Annotated in this window: 16 protein-coding genes; 4 read left to right on the plus strand and 12 right to left on the minus strand. The window is 75.4% G+C overall.

Going from position 1 to position 16,938, the window contains the following annotated elements; all coding sequences use genetic code 11:
• Positions 1-77: 77 nt before the first annotated feature.
• The 6 genes from CLV37_RS15625 to CLV37_RS15650 form a co-directional block, all read right to left on the minus strand.
• Entirely contained in the window at positions 78-1,829 is a 1,752-nt protein-coding gene (locus tag CLV37_RS15625) for a bifunctional diguanylate cyclase/phosphodiesterase (protein ID WP_146149434.1), read from the minus strand.
• 97 nt (positions 1,830-1,926) lie between these two features.
• Positions 1,927-3,039: a non-hydrolyzing UDP-N-acetylglucosamine 2-epimerase gene (wecB, locus tag CLV37_RS15630; RefSeq protein WP_106212049.1), complete on the minus strand. Its 1,113-nt coding sequence runs from the start codon at positions 3,037-3,039 to the stop codon at positions 1,927-1,929.
• The gene (locus CLV37_RS15635; RefSeq protein WP_106212051.1) at positions 3,032-3,946 is read right to left on the minus strand and encodes a hypothetical protein; all 915 of its coding nucleotides are present in this window, start codon (positions 3,944-3,946) and stop codon (positions 3,032-3,034) included. Before CLV37_RS15635 ends, wecB begins: the two co-directional genes overlap by 8 nt.
• 9 nt (positions 3,947-3,955) lie before the next feature.
• The gene (locus CLV37_RS15640; RefSeq protein ID WP_106212053.1) at positions 3,956-5,350 is read right to left on the minus strand and encodes a glycosyltransferase family 2 protein; all 1,395 of its coding nucleotides are present in this window, start codon (positions 5,348-5,350) and stop codon (positions 3,956-3,958) included.
• The gene (locus CLV37_RS15645) at positions 5,343-5,909 is read right to left on the minus strand and encodes a hypothetical protein (RefSeq protein WP_106212055.1); all 567 of its coding nucleotides are present in this window, start codon (positions 5,907-5,909) and stop codon (positions 5,343-5,345) included. The genes CLV37_RS15640 and CLV37_RS15645 overlap by 8 nt, the downstream gene beginning before the upstream one ends.
• On the minus strand, positions 5,906-6,898 hold the full coding sequence (locus CLV37_RS15650; RefSeq protein WP_106212057.1) for a hypothetical protein: 993 nt from the start codon (positions 6,896-6,898) through the stop codon (positions 5,906-5,908). The genes CLV37_RS15645 and CLV37_RS15650 overlap by 4 nt, the downstream gene beginning before the upstream one ends.
• Positions 6,899-7,019: 121 nt before the next feature.
• Here CLV37_RS15650 and CLV37_RS15655 point away from each other — a divergent pair, with 121 nt between their 5' ends.
• Positions 7,020-8,891 carry a sensor histidine kinase gene (locus CLV37_RS15655; RefSeq protein WP_106212059.1) on the plus strand — a complete coding sequence of 624 codons (1,872 nt, stop codon included), beginning with the start codon at positions 7,020-7,022 and terminating at the stop codon, positions 8,889-8,891.
• A 24-nt stretch (positions 8,892-8,915) separates the two neighbouring features.
• On the opposite strand, the gene CLV37_RS15660 is transcribed toward CLV37_RS15655, so the two are convergent.
• Both CLV37_RS15660 and CLV37_RS15665 read right to left on the minus strand, forming a co-directional pair.
• Positions 8,916-9,395: a GNAT family N-acetyltransferase gene (locus CLV37_RS15660; RefSeq protein WP_211298695.1), complete on the minus strand. Its 480-nt coding sequence runs from the start codon at positions 9,393-9,395 to the stop codon at positions 8,916-8,918.
• Between the two features lie 18 nt (positions 9,396-9,413).
• Positions 9,414-10,787, minus strand: coding sequence for an aminotransferase-like domain-containing protein (locus tag CLV37_RS15665; protein ID WP_170127297.1), 1,374 nt, complete (start codon positions 10,785-10,787; stop codon positions 9,414-9,416).
• Positions 10,788-11,067: 280 nt separating this feature from the next.
• Between CLV37_RS15665 and CLV37_RS15675 the strand changes: the two genes are divergently transcribed.
• The 3 genes from CLV37_RS15675 to CLV37_RS15685 are packed head-to-tail and all read left to right on the plus strand — an operon-like array spanning position 11,068 to position 13,066.
• The gene (locus tag CLV37_RS15675) at positions 11,068-11,883 is read left to right on the plus strand and encodes an SURF1 family protein (protein WP_106212065.1); all 816 of its coding nucleotides are present in this window, start codon (positions 11,068-11,070) and stop codon (positions 11,881-11,883) included.
• The gene (locus tag CLV37_RS15680; protein ID WP_106212067.1) at positions 11,880-12,260 is read left to right on the plus strand and encodes a DUF3817 domain-containing protein; all 381 of its coding nucleotides are present in this window, start codon (positions 11,880-11,882) and stop codon (positions 12,258-12,260) included. The genes CLV37_RS15675 and CLV37_RS15680 overlap by 4 nt, the downstream gene beginning before the upstream one ends.
• Positions 12,257-13,066 carry an NUDIX domain-containing protein gene (locus tag CLV37_RS15685; RefSeq protein ID WP_170127298.1) on the plus strand — a complete coding sequence of 270 codons (810 nt, stop codon included), beginning with the start codon at positions 12,257-12,259 and terminating at the stop codon, positions 13,064-13,066. Before CLV37_RS15680 ends, CLV37_RS15685 begins: the two co-directional genes overlap by 4 nt.
• 195 nt (positions 13,067-13,261) lie before the next feature.
• On the opposite strand, the gene CLV37_RS15690 is transcribed toward CLV37_RS15685, so the two are convergent.
• From CLV37_RS15690 to CLV37_RS15705, 4 genes are read right to left on the minus strand one after another with little or no spacing between them, the layout of a single operon-like run.
• Complete coding sequence (locus CLV37_RS15690; RefSeq protein ID WP_106212071.1) at positions 13,262-13,696, minus strand: VOC family protein; 435 nt, start codon at positions 13,694-13,696, stop codon at positions 13,262-13,264.
• A complete protein-coding gene (locus tag CLV37_RS15695; protein WP_106212073.1) occupies positions 13,693-14,151 on the minus strand; it encodes a helix-turn-helix domain-containing protein in 459 nt (152 codons plus the stop codon). Before CLV37_RS15695 ends, CLV37_RS15690 begins: the two co-directional genes overlap by 4 nt.
• Positions 14,093-16,312: an MMPL family transporter gene (locus CLV37_RS15700; protein WP_106212075.1), complete on the minus strand. Its 2,220-nt coding sequence runs from the start codon at positions 16,310-16,312 to the stop codon at positions 14,093-14,095. Before CLV37_RS15700 ends, CLV37_RS15695 begins: the two co-directional genes overlap by 59 nt.
• Position 16,313: 1 nt before the next feature.
• Positions 16,314-16,880 (minus strand): TetR/AcrR family transcriptional regulator, encoded by a 567-nt coding sequence (locus CLV37_RS15705; protein WP_211298697.1) that lies wholly within the window; start codon positions 16,878-16,880, stop codon positions 16,314-16,316.
• Between the last annotated feature and the right edge of the window lie 58 nt (positions 16,881-16,938).

Consider the following 16,938-nt stretch of genomic DNA (forward strand, 5'->3'; position numbering starts at 1 on the left):
GAAGTGTTCCCACGCTCACCGACGCTGCCGTGCCTCACCCCTCTGACCGCCAGACCCGAACGGGTGGGGCACCAACTTCAGCCGTAGATCACTAGGTCGCGCACGAGGTCGGCGGTGGCGGCGTCCTCGACGCCCTCGGCGACGACCTCCATGGACAGCCGGTGGGCCAGGTCCGCCAGGGCCCGCACGATGGCGGCGTCGACGGGGGCCTGCGGGGCGGCGACGACGAAGGAGCGGTCGATCTTCAGCTCGTCCACCTGCAGCCGGCGCAGCATCGTCAGCGACGTGTAGCCGGTGCCGAAGTCGTCCAGCGAGACGCGCGCGCCGGCGGCGCGCAGGGCCGTGAGCACGGCGCCCACGCCGTCGGGGTCGCCCAGCAGCGCCGTCTCGGTGACCTCCAGCGTCAGGACCCCGCGCTCCAGGCCGTTCTCGGCGATGGCCCGGCGCACGGCGTTGACCAGCGAGGGTTCGCCCAGCACGACGGGGGAGACGTTGACCGAGACCGTGACGTCGTGGCCGGCGGCGCGCCAGGCGGCGCACTGGGCCGCGGCGGTGCCCAGCACCCAGTGCGTCAGGCCCACGATGGCGTGGCTGCGCTCGGCCAGCGGGACGAACGCGCCCGGCTCCAGCAGTCCGTGCTCGGGGTGCTGCCAGCGCACCAGCGCCTCCACCCCCACGGTCCGGCCGCTGCCGGCGGCCACCAGGCGCTGGTAGTGCACGCGCAGCTGGCCCTCGGCGACGGCGGCGGGCAGTTCGGTGTGCAGCCGCAGGGCCGCCACGTCGACGGCGGCCTCGCCCTGGGCCACGGCCAGCCGGTGCTGCTCGTCGGCGGCGCGCACGGCCGCGACGTCGGCCAGCGCGAGCAGCTCGTCGACCTCCCGGCCGTGCTGGGGGGCGCAGGCGACGCCGATCGAGACGTCGGGGCGCACCCGCAGCCCCCGGCCGGGGCCGTCGGCGAGCAGGACGACGTGCTCGCGCAGCACCTGGTGCAGGACGCGGCCCTCGTCCAGGCCGGTACGCAGGGGGTCGTGGGAGCCGTCCAGCTCGACGGGGCGCACGACGGCCAGGGAGTCCAGGTCCAGCCGGGCGACGAGGGCGCCGGGCAGCTCGGCGGCGCGGCGCGCGGACTCGGCGAGGACCTCCTCGGCCGCGGCCGGGCCCAGGGCCAGCCGCAGGTCGCGCAGGTCGTCGAAGTGGACGACGCTGACCGTCAGCTCGTCGCCCGGGCCCTCGCCGGCCGCCAGCCGGCGGGCGGCGGTCTCCAGCAGCCCGGTGCGGTTGAGCAGCTCGGAGCTGACGTCGTGGCGGGCCCGGCGGTCGGCCAGCCGCAGCAGCGAGCGCACCCCCACGACGGGCAGGACGGTGGTGGCGGGCAGCGCGAGCACCCAGCCCAGGACCTGGCCGGGGTGGCCGGAGGCGACGAGCGCGACGGGCAGCAGCACGAACGGCAGGGCGGTGGCGACCACGACGTCGCGCCGTGAGCTCAGGAACGGGACGTGCACGGCGCTCGCGGAGTACAGCACGACGAGCACCCCCACGGCGGGGGAGCCGTCGGCGCAGTAGACGCCCACGGTGGTCGTCAGGGCGGCCGAGACGATCGCGGCGCCGGGCGCGGGCAGCGGCCAGGACTCGGTCAGCATGAGTCCGGCGCCGCTGACGAAGCCCAGGGTGGAGATCGCCAGGATCAGCACCCCGTGCTGCCCGCTCCAGCCGGGCACCAGGACCACGGAGGCGAAGATGAGGCTGGTGACCAGGTACTCCAGGGCCACCACCCGCCGGCTGAGGCCGGCGTCGCCGAGGTCGACGGTCTGTTCGCGCTGCGCGTTCACCACGTTCTAGAAATCGGCGGCCCGGAGGCCGGCCTCGATGCGCCGACCGGGTGACGCCGGTGTCCCGCGCCCGCCGTCACCGGCGGGCGCGGGTCCGTCAGAGCGGCTGCAGCGCAGAGGCTCCGTCGCGGGCCAGGACCGCGATGCGCTGCGAGGCCAGACCGTCGCCGTAGGGGCTGGGGGTGTCCGCCAGCCGGGCCAGGGCCTGCGGCGACGTCATCCGGCGGGCGTGCTCGACGAGGTCCTCCGGCTCGCTGAGCACCGAGAACCCGGCCGCCACCGACTCCGGGCGCTCGGTGCTGGTCCGCACGACCACGAGCGGCTTCTTCAGCACGGTGACCTCCTCCTGCAGCCCGCCGGAGTCGGACACCAGCAGCGACGCCGAGCGGGTCAGGGCCAGGAAGGTGCGGTAGTCCACCGGCGGCAGCACCCGCACGGAGTCCGGCACCGGCACGCGCCACGCGCCGAGCGCCTTGCGGGTGCGCGGGTGCAGGGGCAGCGCCACCGGCGCACCCAGCGCGCCCAGGCCGCCGACCAGCGTCCGCAGCCGCTGCGGGTCGTCGGTGTTCTCCGGGCGGTGCACCGTGGCGACCACGCCGCCGGGGGCCACCCCGAGGCCGGCCAGCAGCGCGGCGGTCTCCTCCTGCGACGGGCACAGGGCCGTGACGGCCTCCACGACGGGGTTGCCGGTGACGAACACCGACCCCGCCGGGACCGCCCCGTCGAGGAGGTTGCGCGCGTTCTCCGGGGTCGCGGCGCAGTGCACGTCGGCCAGCGCGGAGATCAGCAGCCGGTTCGTCTCCTCCGGCATCGCCCGGTCGTGGCTGCGCAGCCCCGCCTCGACGTGGACGACCGGGATCCCCAGGTAGTGCCCCGCCTGCGCGCCGGCGTTGGCGGTGTTGGTGTCGCCCTGCACGACGACCGCGCGCGGGCGCTGCCGGGTGAAGCGGTCGGCGAGCCGGTCGACCATCGTGGCGACCTGCTGGGCACGGGTGCCGCCACCGACGCCGTCGACGGCGGGCGCCAGCGGGTCCAGCCCGCAGGAGCGGAACACCGCCTCGGTCAGCTCCTGGTCGTAGTGCTGGCCCGTGAAGACCCCCGCGCCGTCGGCGCCGAGGGCGTGCAGGACGGGGGCCTGCTTGATGATCTCCGGACGGGTGCCGAAGACGACGGCGACCGTGCCGGTGAGGTCGGTGCTCTCGTCAGCCACGGAGGGTGCTCCTCGAGGTCAGGGCGTCCAGGACGGGACGGCGCAGGCGCAGGCCCACCGCCACGAGGGCGGCCGCGCTCAGCGGCAGGGCGGGGCCGGGCAGGGCGCTGGCCGGGACGGTCTGGGCGTTGGCGCCGCAGCGGACGGTGCCGATGTTCACCGCGGCCACCGCGCCGCTGAGCAGGGTGACCGTCAGGGCGGTGGTCTGGACGCTGCCGGTGCCGGCGGGGGTGCTGGTGGCGCGCAGGGCGAGCTGGGCCACGCCGGGGACGGTCACTCCCGAGTTCACGCCCGGCGCAGCGGCCAGGGTGATCGTCGGGACCCCGGCGACGAGCACCGCGGCGTTGGCCAGCGTGACCTTGCCCGTGGCGGTGCCGTCGGACGTCGCCGTGCAGGAGGCCAGGATCGCGTCGGCCTTGATCACGGTGGCGGGCACGGCGGGCACGAGGACGGCGCCGAACGGACCGGTCACGGCGGGAGTCCCCGCGACCAGGGTGATCTGCACCCCGCCGGTCCCACCGCCGGTGACCGTGCACGCGCCGGCCGTGCCGACGGTGATGGTCCCCCCGGCGCCGACGAGCCCGCCGCAGGCGTCCGAGGACCCGTCGGCGCGGGCGACGGCGGTCTGCACGAGCGTGCCGGCGGTGATGCCGCCCTGACCGCCGAGCACGGACAGCGCCGGCGTCTGGGCGGTCGTCTGGGTGGTCTGCGAGCCGGAGTTCGACGCGCCCGCCCACCCCGTGGTCACCAGCGGGCTGCCCAGGGCCCCGACGGTCACGGCGTTCGCGCTCGCCGTCGAGGTGTCGGCCGCGGCCGACCCGGCCGTGGCCAGCACGATCGCGGCGGCCCCGGCGACCCCGGCGGTGAGCAGCCGCGCCCGGGTGCGGCGGGGGGTGGTCTCGTCCATGTCGGCTCCTCAGCTGCTCGGGACGGGGGTGAGGGTTTCCACGACGGGCCGGTCGTTGGCCCGGGCGGTCTTGTGCCACTCGGTGTGGCCCTTCAGGACGCGGAACAGCGCGCGCCAGGCGCAGATCTGCAGCAGGTAGCCGTAGCCGATGTTCGCCACGGCCATCCACAGCGCGCCGCGACGGGTGACGAACGTGCCGCAGTGCGTGCGGTAGAAGAAACCCCACAGCGCGTGGGGCAGGACGCCGAACAGCAGGCCCAGCGGGATCAGGCCCCACGCCCCGGCCAGCAGCCACCGGTCCGCGCCCTGCGGGTCGTGCAGGGCGTACCAGAGCATGACGATCGTGGTGAGCGGGAACACGACGCTGCCGAACACCTGCGAGAACGGCACCCACATGTAGTGCGCGATCTCCAGCGCACCCGGGATCGAGATGCGCTCGGAGTTCAGGACGCCCCACAGGTACCGCAGGCACTGGATGTTCCCCTGGGACCAGCGGGTCCGTTGCCGCAGCAGGGGTTTCACCTTGCTCAGCCCGTCCTGGGCGACGAACGTGTCGTGGCAGTACTCGGTGCGGTGCCCCGCCAGCAGCACGTGCAGGCCGAGTTCGAAGTCCTCCAGCAGCGCCCCGTGCCAGGGGGTGCCGTGCTCGCGCGCGACGTCGTCGAGGGCGGTGAGCCGGGTGAACTGCCCGTTGCCGCCCATGGCGACGCTGCCGGTGCGCCGGCGCAGGAACTGCATCGCGGCGATGGGCCCGGCGAACTCCAGGTCCTGCAGGCGGACGAGGATGTGGTCGCCCTTCGTGCGGGCCCGGGAACCGACGAGCCGGTCCAGGTCGGTGCCGACGAGCGCGTCGACGTCCTCGGTGATGCGGACCTGCACCTGCACGGCGCCGACGGTCGGGTCGCCGAACATGCCGGGACCGGAGATGACGTCGGGGCAGAACTGCTCCAGGCGCCCGTCGGCGTCGACGACGCCGACGACGACCCGGGAGCGGTCGGCGCCCTCGGGCAGTTCGGCGCAGATCCGCCGGTAGGCGTCGTTGAGGGCGTCGCCCTTGCCCTTGCGGGCCTCCGGCGGGCGGCGGCTGACGACGCGGACCTTCTCGTGCCGGGTCGCCAGCCAGGTGATCAGCTCGTGGGTGTGGTCGCGGGAGTCGTCGTCGATGCACCACACGGTCGCCTCGGGGAACGTGTCCAGCAGGTGCTGGACGGTGCCGACGATGACCGTCTCCTCGTTCAGGCAGGGGATGAGGATGTGCCAGTCGAAGTCGGCGCGGTCACCGAGCCCCACCTCGCGGTGGCGCAGGAACGGGCGCAGGACGGTGACGACGTAGCTGAGGAACAGCACGCACAGCACGAAGGCGGCGGTGTTCAGCAGCGCCAGGCCGAGGTGGACGCTATCCACGGCGCACCACCCGCGCGCCGCGCGTCAGCAGGACGACGAAGGTCAGCCCGCCGGCGACGATGCCCACGGTGCTGACGATCGAACCGGCCAGGACGTGGGTCACGCCGTACCCGTGCTCCAGGCCCCACAGGTGCATCCCGGTCGCGATGGTCAGCAGCCGCAGCTGGTTGACGCCCGCCACCACGACGGCGGCGAACCCCAGGGCACCGAGGGTGACGACGGCCGGCATCCGGCGCACCGGCAGCAGCAGGGTGGCCACGACGACGAACGGCACGATCAGCACGACGGCGCTGCAGCCGATCGTCACCGTCTGCCCCACCAGGCGGCCGTCGATGCGGAACAGGACGTTGTCGACCGTGCAGGAGGCGTCCGGGCCCCAGGTGCTGCGGACCAGGAACGCCGACGCGCACGCCTCGGCGTGCCGGACGGCGCGGTCGTGGGCCAGCAGCACGACGGTGGCCGCCAGCAGAGCCGCGGTGAGGGCGCAGCGCACGGGCCCGACCTGGCGCAGCACCCCGGCGAACCGCGCGGCGCGCGGCGCCGGGACGGCGGCGCTCACGCGCCGACCCCGTCGCGGCGGGCCCGGTACAGGCGCTGCTCGGCCAGGGTCCACACCTGGCTGAGGTCGTGGGCCTCGCCGGAGGTGGCCCAGGCGCCGGTGGCCTCGAACCCCGCGGCGCGCAGGGTCGCCGTGACCTCGCGCACGGTCGCCTCGACCTCGTCGGGTTCGGCGTCGGTCACGATCGCGCCGAACTGGCGGGCGGTGAGGCGGGAGACGGTGGCCTCGGGCAGCGCCCGCACGACGACCTCGGTGGCCTTCTGCAGCCGGGTGGAGGAACGGACGCGGCCGACGTCGACGACGAGCAGGGCGACCGGCAGGCCGCGCTCGGCGGTGCGCCGGTCCTCCTGCTGCAGCAGCGCGCCCCACCCGACCCGGCTGGACAGCGCGGTGACCTTGTCGGCGGCGTCGCGACGCACCGAGAGCCGGTCGGCCTCGCGCTGGGCGTCGTCGGCGGCGACCTCGGCGGCCAGGGCCTGGGTGAGCAGCCCGGCGAAGGCCTCCAGGAGCGCCTGCAGACCGGGGACCACGACCACGTCGGGGCGCGAGCTCCACCCGGCGAGGGTCCCCAGCAGGCGGCCGTCGTCGTCGCGCAGCGCGGTGCCGGCGTAGGCGGTCATCCGCAGCGCGGTCGCCGCGGGCGCCCGCACGTAGTTCGGCACGAGGGTGATGTCGGGGGCCACCGCGGGTCCCAGCCCGTTGACCACGCGCCGGCAGACCGTGTCCGACCAGGGGGTGCGCCGGCCCACGAGCACGCCGGTGGCCTCGTCGGAGACCGCGAGCGGCAGCACGGCGGCGCCGTCCAGGCGTCCCACGTACCAGGTCTCCAGGCCGCTGGTGACAGCGAGGGCGTCCACGACCTGGCGGGCGCTGCGGCGCAGCGACGTCCCCGCCGCCCCCTGCGCGAGGGACGGGCGGGCGACGGTGCGCAGCACCGCCGTCTGCGGGGAGGGGACGGCGCTGCGGGCCGCCAGCTGAACCAGACTCACGACTGGGACATCGGCCCGGGCCGGCCGCGGGTCGATGCTCCGAACGGGTACTAGAAGATTCGCCCGGCACCCTACTGCCCGGTCGCTGCAGGTTCCGGCCGAGCCGGCCGATGACTAGAAGGTGACCAGCACTCCCGTCCCGGCCGCCGGACGCGGCTTCCGCCGCCGGGCCGCCGTCGTCGTCCTGCCGCTCGTCGTCCTGCTCGCCGGGGCCGGCACCAGCGTCGCCATCGCCGTCGAGACCCGCTCCGGCGGGCTCGAGCGCGCCGACCGCCTCGCTCAGGCGGTCGCCGACGAGGAGGCCGGGGCCCTCGGGGACGCCGTGCGGGACTACTCCAGCGCGCTCGACGCGCTCGGGGCGGGGATCGCGAACCAGCCCGCCATCGACGACGCGCAGTTCCAGGCCTTGTCCGCGATGGCCGACACCCTGCCCGGTCTGTCGAGCCTGAGCTACACCGTGCCCGTCGACGACACCGCGCAGGCCGTGGCCGCCGCCCAGGAGCGGCTGCGCGCGCAGTTCGGCACCCCGGTCACCCTCAAACCGGCGCAGACCGAGCTCGGCGAGCACCGCTTCATCGCCGCCTACCACGGTGTCGGCACCCGCGAGACCCTGCGCGGTGCCGACGCGGCCGCCCTGCCGACGGTCGTCGCCGCCGCGACCGCCGCCCGGTCCTCGGGCAAGCTGGCGGTCAGCGCCCCCTACGTCCTGCTCGCCGACCGGGGGCTGCCCGTCGCCGAGCAGCAGCAGTCGGTCGTGTTCACCGCCCCCGTCGTCGGCGGCCGTGACCAGGCCGACGCGGGGGAGTTCCGCGGCTGGGTCTCCGGCGCCTTCCGCGCCGGCACCGTCCTGGAGGCCAGCACGGACCGGGACACCTCCCGCAGCGCCCACGTGCAGCTCTGGGACGCCACCGATCCCGCCCAGCCGGTGCTGTTGGGGTCCCTCGACCCCGAGGGGACCGACTCCGACCGTCCCGCCCGTACCGCCAGCGTCATCGCCGGCAACCGCCGCTGGACGCTGTCCGTCGTGCCGACCGCGCAGGCCGTGACCGACGAGGTCGGCGACGGCCCGCTCGTCGCCCTCGTCGTCGGCGGTGGGCTGTCCCTGCTGCTGGCCGCCCTGCTGTTCTCCGTCACCGCCGGCCGCGAGCGCGCCCAGCGCAAGGTCGAGCAGGCCACCGCCGACCTGGCCCAGGAGGTCGCCCTGCGCAGCCGCAGCGAGGAGGCGCTGCGCACCCGCGAGTCCGAGCTGGGCGCCTACACCACGGTCGTGGCCGACCGGCTGCGGCTGCCGCTGTCCCGGTTGTCCGCCCTGTCCGACGCCGCGCGCGAGACCGGGGCCTGGACGGCGGCGGACTGGCACGAGCGCCTCGACGGCGTCGACCGCCGCCTCGACCGCGCGCGCCGCCTCGTGGACGACCTGCTGCTGTACGCGCAGGTCAGCGAGATGGCCCTGACCGAGCGGGCCGTGGACCTGTTCGCCACCGGCACCCTCGTCGCCGACGAGCAGGAGGCGCTGAGCGCCCACCTGCCCGTCGAGCTGCAGCCCAGGATCGAGGTCGGTCCGCTCCCGGAGGTCGTCGGGGAGCCGTGGCTGCTGCACCAGGTGCTCGCGCGCCTGGTGGACAACGCGGTCGTGCACGCCCCCCCGGGGCAGCCGGCCGTCGTCTCCCTGGGGGCGGAGCTGACCGGTTCCCGCTTCCGCGGGGAGGTGTGGCGCATCGAGGTCCGCGACCGCGGCCTGGGGGTGCCCGCCGACCGCCGCGCCACCGTCTTCGAGCCCTTCGCGGGCGAGCCCGCCGACGTCGAGCTGGGGGGCAACCACCTGAGCCTGGCCCTGTGCCGGCGCATCGTCATGCGCCTGGGCGGCGACGTCGGCCTCGAGGACGACCCCCGCGGCGGCAGCGTCTTCTGGTTCACCCTGCCCGTGCGCAGCACGACGGGGCTGGGCGCCGCCGCCATCACCTCGGCGCCCCTGGTGCCCGTCCTCGGCTGAGCGGGCCACGCGTCGGCGGGCGGGTCAGAGCGCCAGCTTCATGCCCACGTGCGAGGCGGTGAAACCCAGCCGCTCGTAGAACCGGTGCGCCTGCGTCCGCTGCGCGTTCGAGGTCAGCTGCACCGACCCGCACCCGCGGCGGCGGGCCTCGGCGAGCGTCCACGCGATGAACTGCGAGCCCAGGCCCCCGCCCCGTCGGCCGGCGGCGATCCGCACCGCCTCGAGCTGGGCGCGGCTCGCGCCGCGGTGCGACAACCCCGGCAGCACGCTGAACTGCGCCGTGCCGACGACGGTCCCCGCCTCGTCCTCGAGCACGTACAGCGCGTGGGCGGGGTCGGCCTCGATGGCGTCGAAGGCCGCGAGGTACGGGGTGAGGTCGGAGGTGTCCTCGCGGGTGCGGCCGAGCTGGTCGTCGGCGAGCAGCGCGACGACCTGCCCGACGTCCTCGCGCCGGGCCTCGCGCAGGACGACCGGTCCGGTGGGGGTGGTGAAGGTGTGCAGCACCCCTGCAGTGAACCCTCCTCAGAGCGATTCGGCGAGGATCCTCACGGCGGTGGGGATCTGCTGCTCGGTGATCGCGGCGTAGCACAACCGCAGGTGGGCGGCGTCCTCCTCGGCCACGACGTAGTGCCGGCCCGGTCCGACGGCGAGGCCGCGTTCGCGGGTGCGGCGGGCCACCTCGAGGTCGTCGACGCCGCGGGGCAGGCGCAGCCACAGCGAGAAACCCCCGCGCGGGCGGTGGAAGCCGCACCCGGGCAGCTGCCGCGCCAGTTCGGTCGACAGGGTGTTCATGCGCGCCCCCAGCGCCGCGGACAGCGCGCGCAGGTGCGCGTTCCAGCCCGCGCCGGTGACCAGTTCCACGGCGGCCTCCTGCAGGGGCCGGGCCACGATGAGGTGGTCGACGAAGCTCAGTCCCGCGATGCGTTGCGCGACAGGGCCTCGCGAGACGATGCAGCCGACCCGCAGGCTCGGGCCGGAGACCTTGCTGAGGGAGTTCACGGTGATGACCCGCCCGTCGGTGTCGTCGCGCAGCAGCGACGGCGGCGGGGTGGAGCCGTGGCCGAGCCAGCGCGCGAAGTCGTCCTCGACGACGAACGCGCCGGCCCGGGCGGCGATCTCCAGGACGGGACGGCGCCGTTCGGGGGACAGCACCGACCCGTCGGGGTTGGCGTAGGTGGGTTGCAGGTACAGCAGCCGGGCGCCGGACTGCTCGAAGGCGCGTTCGAGGAGCTCGGGCCGCACGCCGTCGGTGTCGGTGGGCACGGGGACGGGCACGAGACCGGCGCTGCGCAGCAGCGAGATCACGCCCGGGTAGCCGGGGACGGCGACGAGCACGGGGCTGCCGGCCGGGACGATGGAGCGCAGCACGGTGGACAGGGCGCCCTGGCCGCCGGGGCTGATGAAGACGTCCTCGTGGTCGGCGCCGAGCTGCTGGGCGAACCAGGTCCGCAGCTCGGGGACGCCGTTCGGGGCCGGGACGGTCCACGCCTCGGGCCGGCGGGCGGCGCGGGCCATGGCCGAGGCGAGCCGGGACGACGGCTGCAGCGACAGGTCCAGGTAGCCGCGGGCCATGTCGAGCACGTCGTGGGTGGGCACGGTCAGGGCGGCCGCGACCCCTTCGGTCCGCACGGGGGAGTCCCCGAGGGCGACGCGCTGCCAGTCGGTGTCGACGGTCGCGGTGCGGGTCGCGCGGGCGACGAAGGTGCCCGCCCCGGGGCGGGTGAGGACGGTGCCGTCGGCGACGAGGGAGTCGATGGCCCGCTGGACGGTGACGGGCCCGACCCCGAGGTCGGCGACGAGGCGGCGGCTGCTGGGCAGCTTGGCCCCCGGGGCCAGCGTGCCGGCCAGCTCGCGGAGGCTGGCGGTGACGCGCTGCACACTGCTACCGTTCTCCATGAGAAGAGACAATAGCGCTATCACCCTCGCCAGCGGTAGCGGTCGGAGCCTGTCGTGAGTGCCCTCGTCGTGCTCTGCGTCCTGCTGGCCCTCGCCCTCACAGCCCCGTGGTGGGGTGCCGACACGCGCTGGCCGGGGTCCGCTACCCGTCCCGACAGGTCTGAGAGGGGAAAGCGCTACCGGAAGACCTGGGACGCCGCTATCGCCGGGAAGGCCCACCAGGACGACTTCGGCCGCGCGGGCTGAGGGGACTCCCAGCATCGGCCCGTAGCCTGAGCCGGTGCACGAGGACCGCAGGAGCGCCCCCACGGGACGCGTCGTCGGCCTGACCCTGGCCGCCCTGCTGGTCGTCGCGGTCTGCGCCGGCCTGGGGGTCTGGCAGTGGCACCGCGGCAACGTCGTCGTCTCCGAACCCCCCGCGCGCCAGCCCGTCGTGCCCGTCAGCCGGGTCGTCGACGCCGGCGGCACGGGGGCGGACCGGATCCTGTCCGCCGACGAGGTCGGCCACCGCGTCGAGGTCACCGGCACGTTCGACCCCGCCGTGAACCTGCTCGTGCCCGGCCGCGCCCTCGACGGCGTCGTGGGGTCCTGGGTCCTGGGCGTCGTCGTGCTCGCCGACGGGTCGGGGGTGCCCGTGGTCCGCGGCTGGGTGCCGACGGGGCAGCCCGCCCCCGACCTGCCCCCGGGTGCCGTGGACCTCACCGGCGTCGTGCAACCGCCCGAGAGCTCCGACATCGCGCCGTCCACCTCCGCCCTGCCCGCCGGGCAGACGTGGATCGTCAGCGCCGCCGACCTGGTCAACCGCGTCGACTACGCCGTCGCGAACGCCTACGTCACCCAGACCACCCCGGCCGCGGGGCTGAAGGCCGTCCCGCCCGCCGACGCCGGCCAGGCGACCCGCCGGCTGGACCTGCGCAACCTCGCCTACGCCGGGCAGTGGTGGGTCTTCGCCCTGTTCGCCGTCGTCGTCTGGTTCCGGGCCGTGCGCGACGAGCGCCGCGGCGGCGGGCAGGATGACCCGGACGAACCGGCCCCCGGGACGGACGAGGGCCCCGTGAACGACGCTGGAGGACGAGACATGAGTGGTGCCCGGTGAGCGCAGGCGCAGCGAACGGACTTCGGTCCGCGCCCAAGGTCCGCGCGGCCCTGACCCGGTACCGGGTCATGGCGTGGCTGACGGGCATCGGCCTCGTCGTGCTCGTGCTGGTCGGGATGCCGCAGAAGTACTTCGGCGCCTTCGGCGGCGGTGAGCGCGTCGTGGAGGTCGTCGGCGTCGCGCACGGCTGGCTCTACGTGGTCCTGCTCGTCACGACGTTCGACCTGGGCAACCGCGTGCGGTGGTCGTGGGGCCGGATGCTGCTCACGGCGCTGGCCGGGACCATCCCGTTCCTGTCCTTCTACGCCGAGCACAAGAACACCCGCGCCGTCCGCGCGCGGCTGGGCGCCCAGGCCGTCGGCTCCGGCACCGCGTGAGCCGCCTCCAGCGCGTCGCGGTCCACGCCGCCGTCGTCACCGACGGCGAGCTCCTCGTCCGGGGCGGTGTCCTGCCCTGGGCCCTGCTCGCCCACGGGGAGACGCCCGCCGCCGCGCTGCAGCGGGTCCTGGGGCCCGGGGCGACGGTGGGTGAGCTGCTCGCCGTCGTCGACGGCCGGCGCGAGCACGACGGCCTCGACCTGCACACCGTCCACCTCGTCCTGGCCGCCGCCCTCGACGGCGAGCTCGCGGGCACCGACCGCGTCCCGGTGCCCGAGGGGTGGCCGCTGGCGCCGGACGCCGACGTCGTCCTCGACGAGGCCGAGCGCGCGCGCCTGGCGCCCGTCGCCGACGCCTCCGCGCCCGTGGTCCGCCAGCGCCTGGCCTGCTACGCCGTCGTCGTCGCCGACGGCGCGCTGCTGCTGACCCGGTTGAGCACCGTCACCCCGAGCCCGGGGCGCTGGACGCTGCCCGGCGGCGGGGTCGACCACGGCGAGCACCCGCTGACCGCGGTCGTGCGCGAGGTCCACGAGGAGACCGGGATGGCCGTCACGGTCACCGGGCTCGCCGAGATCGGCGCGGAGCACTTCACGGGACGCTCCCCGCGCGGGGTGCTGGAGGACTTCCACGCCGTGCGCATCCTCGTCACGGCCGAACCCGTCGAGGTCCTCGAACCGGAGGTGCTCGACGTGGGCGGCAGCACCGACCTCGCGCGGTGGGTGCCGCTCGCCGAGGCCGAGACGATCGGTCTCGTGGGGGTGGCCCAGCGCGGGCTCGCCATCGCCCGGCGGAGCGCGCAGGGCTGAGGCGGGGCTGAGGCGGGGCTGAGGCCGGGCTGAGGCCGCGGGGGCGGTGAGGAGAAGAGGCTGGTCGCCCCGAGCGTCGCCTCTCGGCGAGTGGCCGCTCGCAGCGGCTGGAGTTGAGGCCCGGGGACACGTACCGGGGCGACCAGACTCCACAACCATCGGCCCCGCGCGCTCATTCCTTGAGGGGCGGGCCGCTCACGCGTGGGGGAAGTCCTCCCCCGTGAACGGCCGGTTCTCCACGAGCACCAGCCAGTTCCCCGAGTTGTCCCGCAGCACGGCCTCCACGCCGTAGGGCCGCTCCGCGGGCTCCTGGACGAACTCGACCCCGAGCTTCGAGAGCCGCTCGTACTCACCGCGGCAGTCGTCCGTCGCGAGGCCGAACCCGCCCATCGACCCCTTGCCCAGGGCACGGCGCACGGCGTCGGCCATGTCCTCGTCCAGCGGCGGCCCCGGGACCATGAGCGTCACCTCGAGCTCGGGGTGGTCCGGGTGGACGACCGTCGTCCAGCGGAACCCCTCGCCCATCTGCACGTCGGTGTGCTCACGGAACCCGAGGACGTCCGTGTAGAACTTCTTGGCCTCGTCCTGGTCGTTCACCCAGAGCGTGAACAGGGAGATGTTCTTGATCATGCGTCGAGGCTAGGAGGGGGCGTCCCCGGCGCGCTTCTCCCCGATTGCTGGACGTCCCGCAGCCCGTGCATGAGCACGAAGCACCCCGGGACCCGGGGCGCTCCCGAGGCCCAGCGGGCCTGGTAGGCCGACGGCGTCGTCCCGACGAGCCGGCGGAACGTGGAGCTGAACGAGCCCAGGCTGGAGTACCCGACGAGGTGGCAGACCTCGGTGACGGTCAGGTTCGTCGCCCGCAGCAGGTCCTGGGCCCGTTCGACGCGCCGGCGCGTCAGGTGCTCCCCGGGCGTACAGCCGTAGGCGCCCCGGAACGAGCGCAGGAAGTGGAACCTCGACAGCCCCGCCGTCGCGGCGAGGCGGTCGAGGTCCAGGTCCTCGGCGTAGTGCCGGTCGATCAGGTCACGCGCCCGCCGCAGGTGCACCAGCAGGTCGTCCGGCGGCCGGGTCACGGGCACCATCCTGCCGTTCCAGCGCGGCCCCCTCCACGTCCAGCACCGGCAGCCACCGCAACCACCGCGGCAGCCACCACGCCGCGCGGCCCAGCAGCGACAGCGCGGCCGGGACCGCGACCATCCGCACCACGACGGCGTCGGCGAGGATCCCGACCGCCAGCGCGAACGCGATGGGTTTGATCGTCGCGTCCCCCTCGGGGACGAACCCCGCGAAGACCGCGAACATGATCGCCGCCGCCGCCACGACCACCGGCGCCGCCTGCCGGAACCCCGTCCGCACGGCCTGCAGCGGGTCGGCGCCGTGCGCGTGGGCCTCGTGCATCCGGGAGACGAGGAACACCTGGTAGTCCATCGCGAGCCCGAAGAGGATCCCGACGACGATGATCGGGGCCAGGCTCAGCAGGGGCCCCGTGGTGTCGGCGCGCACGACGTCCTTCAGCCACCCCCACTGGAACACCGCCGTCGTCGCCCCCAGCGAGGACCCGATGGTCAGCAGGAACCCCAGCACCCCCACGACGGGGACGGCGAGGGAGCGGAACACCAGGACCAGCAGCACGAACGCCAGCCCGACGACCAGGGCCAGGTACACCGGCAGGGCGTCGGCCAGCGTCGAGGACACGTCGACGCTCACCGCCGTCTGGCCCGTCACGTACGCGGGGGTGCCCGCGGCGTCGCGGTGGACGAGGTCGCGCATCCGGTGCACGAGGTCCGTCGTGGCGGGCGCGTCCGGGGCGGTCGTGGGGACCACCGTGACGAGCGCGGCGCCCCCGTCGGCGCTCGGCCGCGGCGGGGTCACCACGGCGACCCCCTTCAGCCCGCCGAGCTCCTGCGCCAGCTGCGCGCCGCGGGCCGCCGCGTCCGGGCCCTGGGTCAGCACCAGCAGCGGGCCGCTGACCCCGGCGCCGAAGTGCTCCGAGAGCACCGCCTGCGCGCGGCGCTGGGTGCTGTCGTCGGGCCACGCCGTCGCCAGCGTCGTGCGCATCGAGAACACCGGGACCGCCACCACGGCCAGCGCCGCGACCGCGAGCACCAGGCTGAGCCAGCGCTGCGTGGAGACCGCGCGGCCCCACCGGGCGAAGACCCGGGGCTCGACCGCGTCGGTGGGCACGGCGGCGTGCCGGCCGCTCTCGTGGGCCAGGGCCCGCTTGGCCGGGCGGGGCAGCGCCCGCAACCCGATGAACCCCAGGACCGCGGGCACGAGGGTCAGCGCGACGAGCACGGCGACGACGATCGTCGCGGCCGCCGCGATCCCCATCTCGGTCAGGAACGGGATGCCCGCCACGGCCAGGCCGGCGAGGGCGATGACGACCGTCGTGCCCGCCGTCACGACCGCCGACCCCGCCGTCCCCACGGCGCGCGGGACGGCCTGCGCCACGGGGCGGCCCGCGAGCAGCTCGTGGCGGAACCGGGTGACGATGAACAGGGCGTAGTCGATGCCGACGGCCAGGCCCAGCATGATCGCCAGGATCGGCGTCGTGGACTGCAGGTCCACGAACCCCGTCAGCGTCGTGATGCCCAGCGCCCCGATCCCGACGCCCACCACGGCGGTCAGCAGGTTCATGCCCGCCGCGACGAGGGAGCCGTAGGTGATGGCCAGCACGACGAGGGCCACGACGACGCCGATCACCTCGGCCGGGCCGCCGACCGTGGAGACCCCCTGCGTCGCGTCGCCGGTCACCTCGACCCTCAGCCCGTCGGCGTCCGCGCTCCGCACCGCGGCGAACAGCGCGTTGCGCTGGGCGTCGGTGACGTCGGGGGGCGCGGCGGAGTAGGCGACCGTGCTGTAGGCCGCGCGCAGGTCGCGGGAGACGGTGGGGTTGGCCTGGTCCAGCGGGTTCGTCGCGCCCACGACGGCGGGCAGTCCGTTCAGGGCCTGCACCGCGGCGAGGACCTTCGCCGCGTTCTGCGGGGAGGTGACCTGCTGCCCGGCGGGCACCTCGAAGACGACCTGCGCGGTGGCGCCGCTCGCGGTGTCGCCGAACTCCTCGCCGATCAGGCGCAAGGCCGTCGTGGACTCCTGGCCGGGGATCTCGAAGGTGTTCACGGTCTTGCCGGACAGGGTGGCGGCGCCCGCGCCGGCCAGGACCAGCAGCAGGAGCCAGACCGCGACGACGAGGCCGCGGAAGCGGAACGCGCCCGCGCCCAGGCGGTGCAGGGAGGTGGCCATCTCAGTTCTCCTCGGTGGGGGCGGGGTGGCCGAGCGCGCCGAGGGCGGCGGCGACGAGGTGGGGACGGACCCGGTCGAACGGGAGGTCGGCGCAGGCGAGGGAGGCGACGGCCAGGCCGCCGACGGCGGTGGTGATGCGGACGCCGCGGTCGTCGGGGGGACCGGCCGTGAGCTGCTCGCCGAAGGCCCCGAACAGCGCCTCGCCGATGGCCTCGAGCCGGTCGGGGCCCATCGCGCCCTCCTGGCCGCTGAGAGCGGTGAGCGCGAAGGCGACCAGGCCGGGGCGACGGGTCGTGAGGTCGGCCAGCGCCTCGACGACCCGCCGGTCCCGCGCGGCGCCGACCGGCACGCCGTCCACGTCCTGCGCCAGGGCCCGCAGCGCGTCGACGGTGTGCGCGACGGTCGCGTCCTGCAGGGCGTCCTTGCTGGGGAACCGGTGCAGCAGACCGGTCTTGGAGTAGCCGACCGCGTCGGCGATGCGCTGGACGGAGGTCTGCTCCACGCCGTGGCGGGCGAACAGAGCCGCCGCGGCGTCGAGGATCTCCTCGTCGATCTCTTCCTTCGTCATCCGAGGCACTGGACCACTGTAGACCGAGGTGGACCATTCTGGTCCGCTCCCGTCCACC

The sequence above is a fragment of the Kineococcus rhizosphaerae genome (assembly GCF_003002055.1).
In the GTDB taxonomy this organism is placed as follows: Bacteria; Actinomycetota; Actinomycetes; order Actinomycetales; family Kineococcaceae; genus Kineococcus; species Kineococcus rhizosphaerae.

Excerpts from the sequence above, each read along its gene's own strand:
- CLV37_RS15700 (WP_106212075.1), bottom strand. The coding sequence starts at position 16,312 with ATGGCCACCTCCCTGCACCGCCTGGGCGCGGGCGCGTTCCGCTTCCGC.
- CLV37_RS15665 (WP_170127297.1), bottom strand. The coding sequence starts at position 10,787 with ATGGAGAACGGTAGCAGTGTGCAGCGCGTCACCGCCAGCCTCCGCGAG.
- CLV37_RS15705 (WP_211298697.1), bottom strand. The coding sequence starts at position 16,880 with ATGACGAAGGAAGAGATCGACGAGGAGATCCTCGACGCCGCGGCGGCT.
- CLV37_RS15690 (WP_106212071.1), bottom strand. The coding sequence starts at position 13,696 with ATGATCAAGAACATCTCCCTGTTCACGCTCTGGGTGAACGACCAGGAC.
- CLV37_RS15635 (WP_106212051.1), bottom strand. The coding sequence starts at position 3,946 with ATGGACGAGACCACCCCCCGCCGCACCCGGGCGCGGCTGCTCACCGCC.
- CLV37_RS15695 (WP_106212073.1), bottom strand. The coding sequence starts at position 14,151 with ATGGTGCCCGTGACCCGGCCGCCGGACGACCTGCTGGTGCACCTGCGG.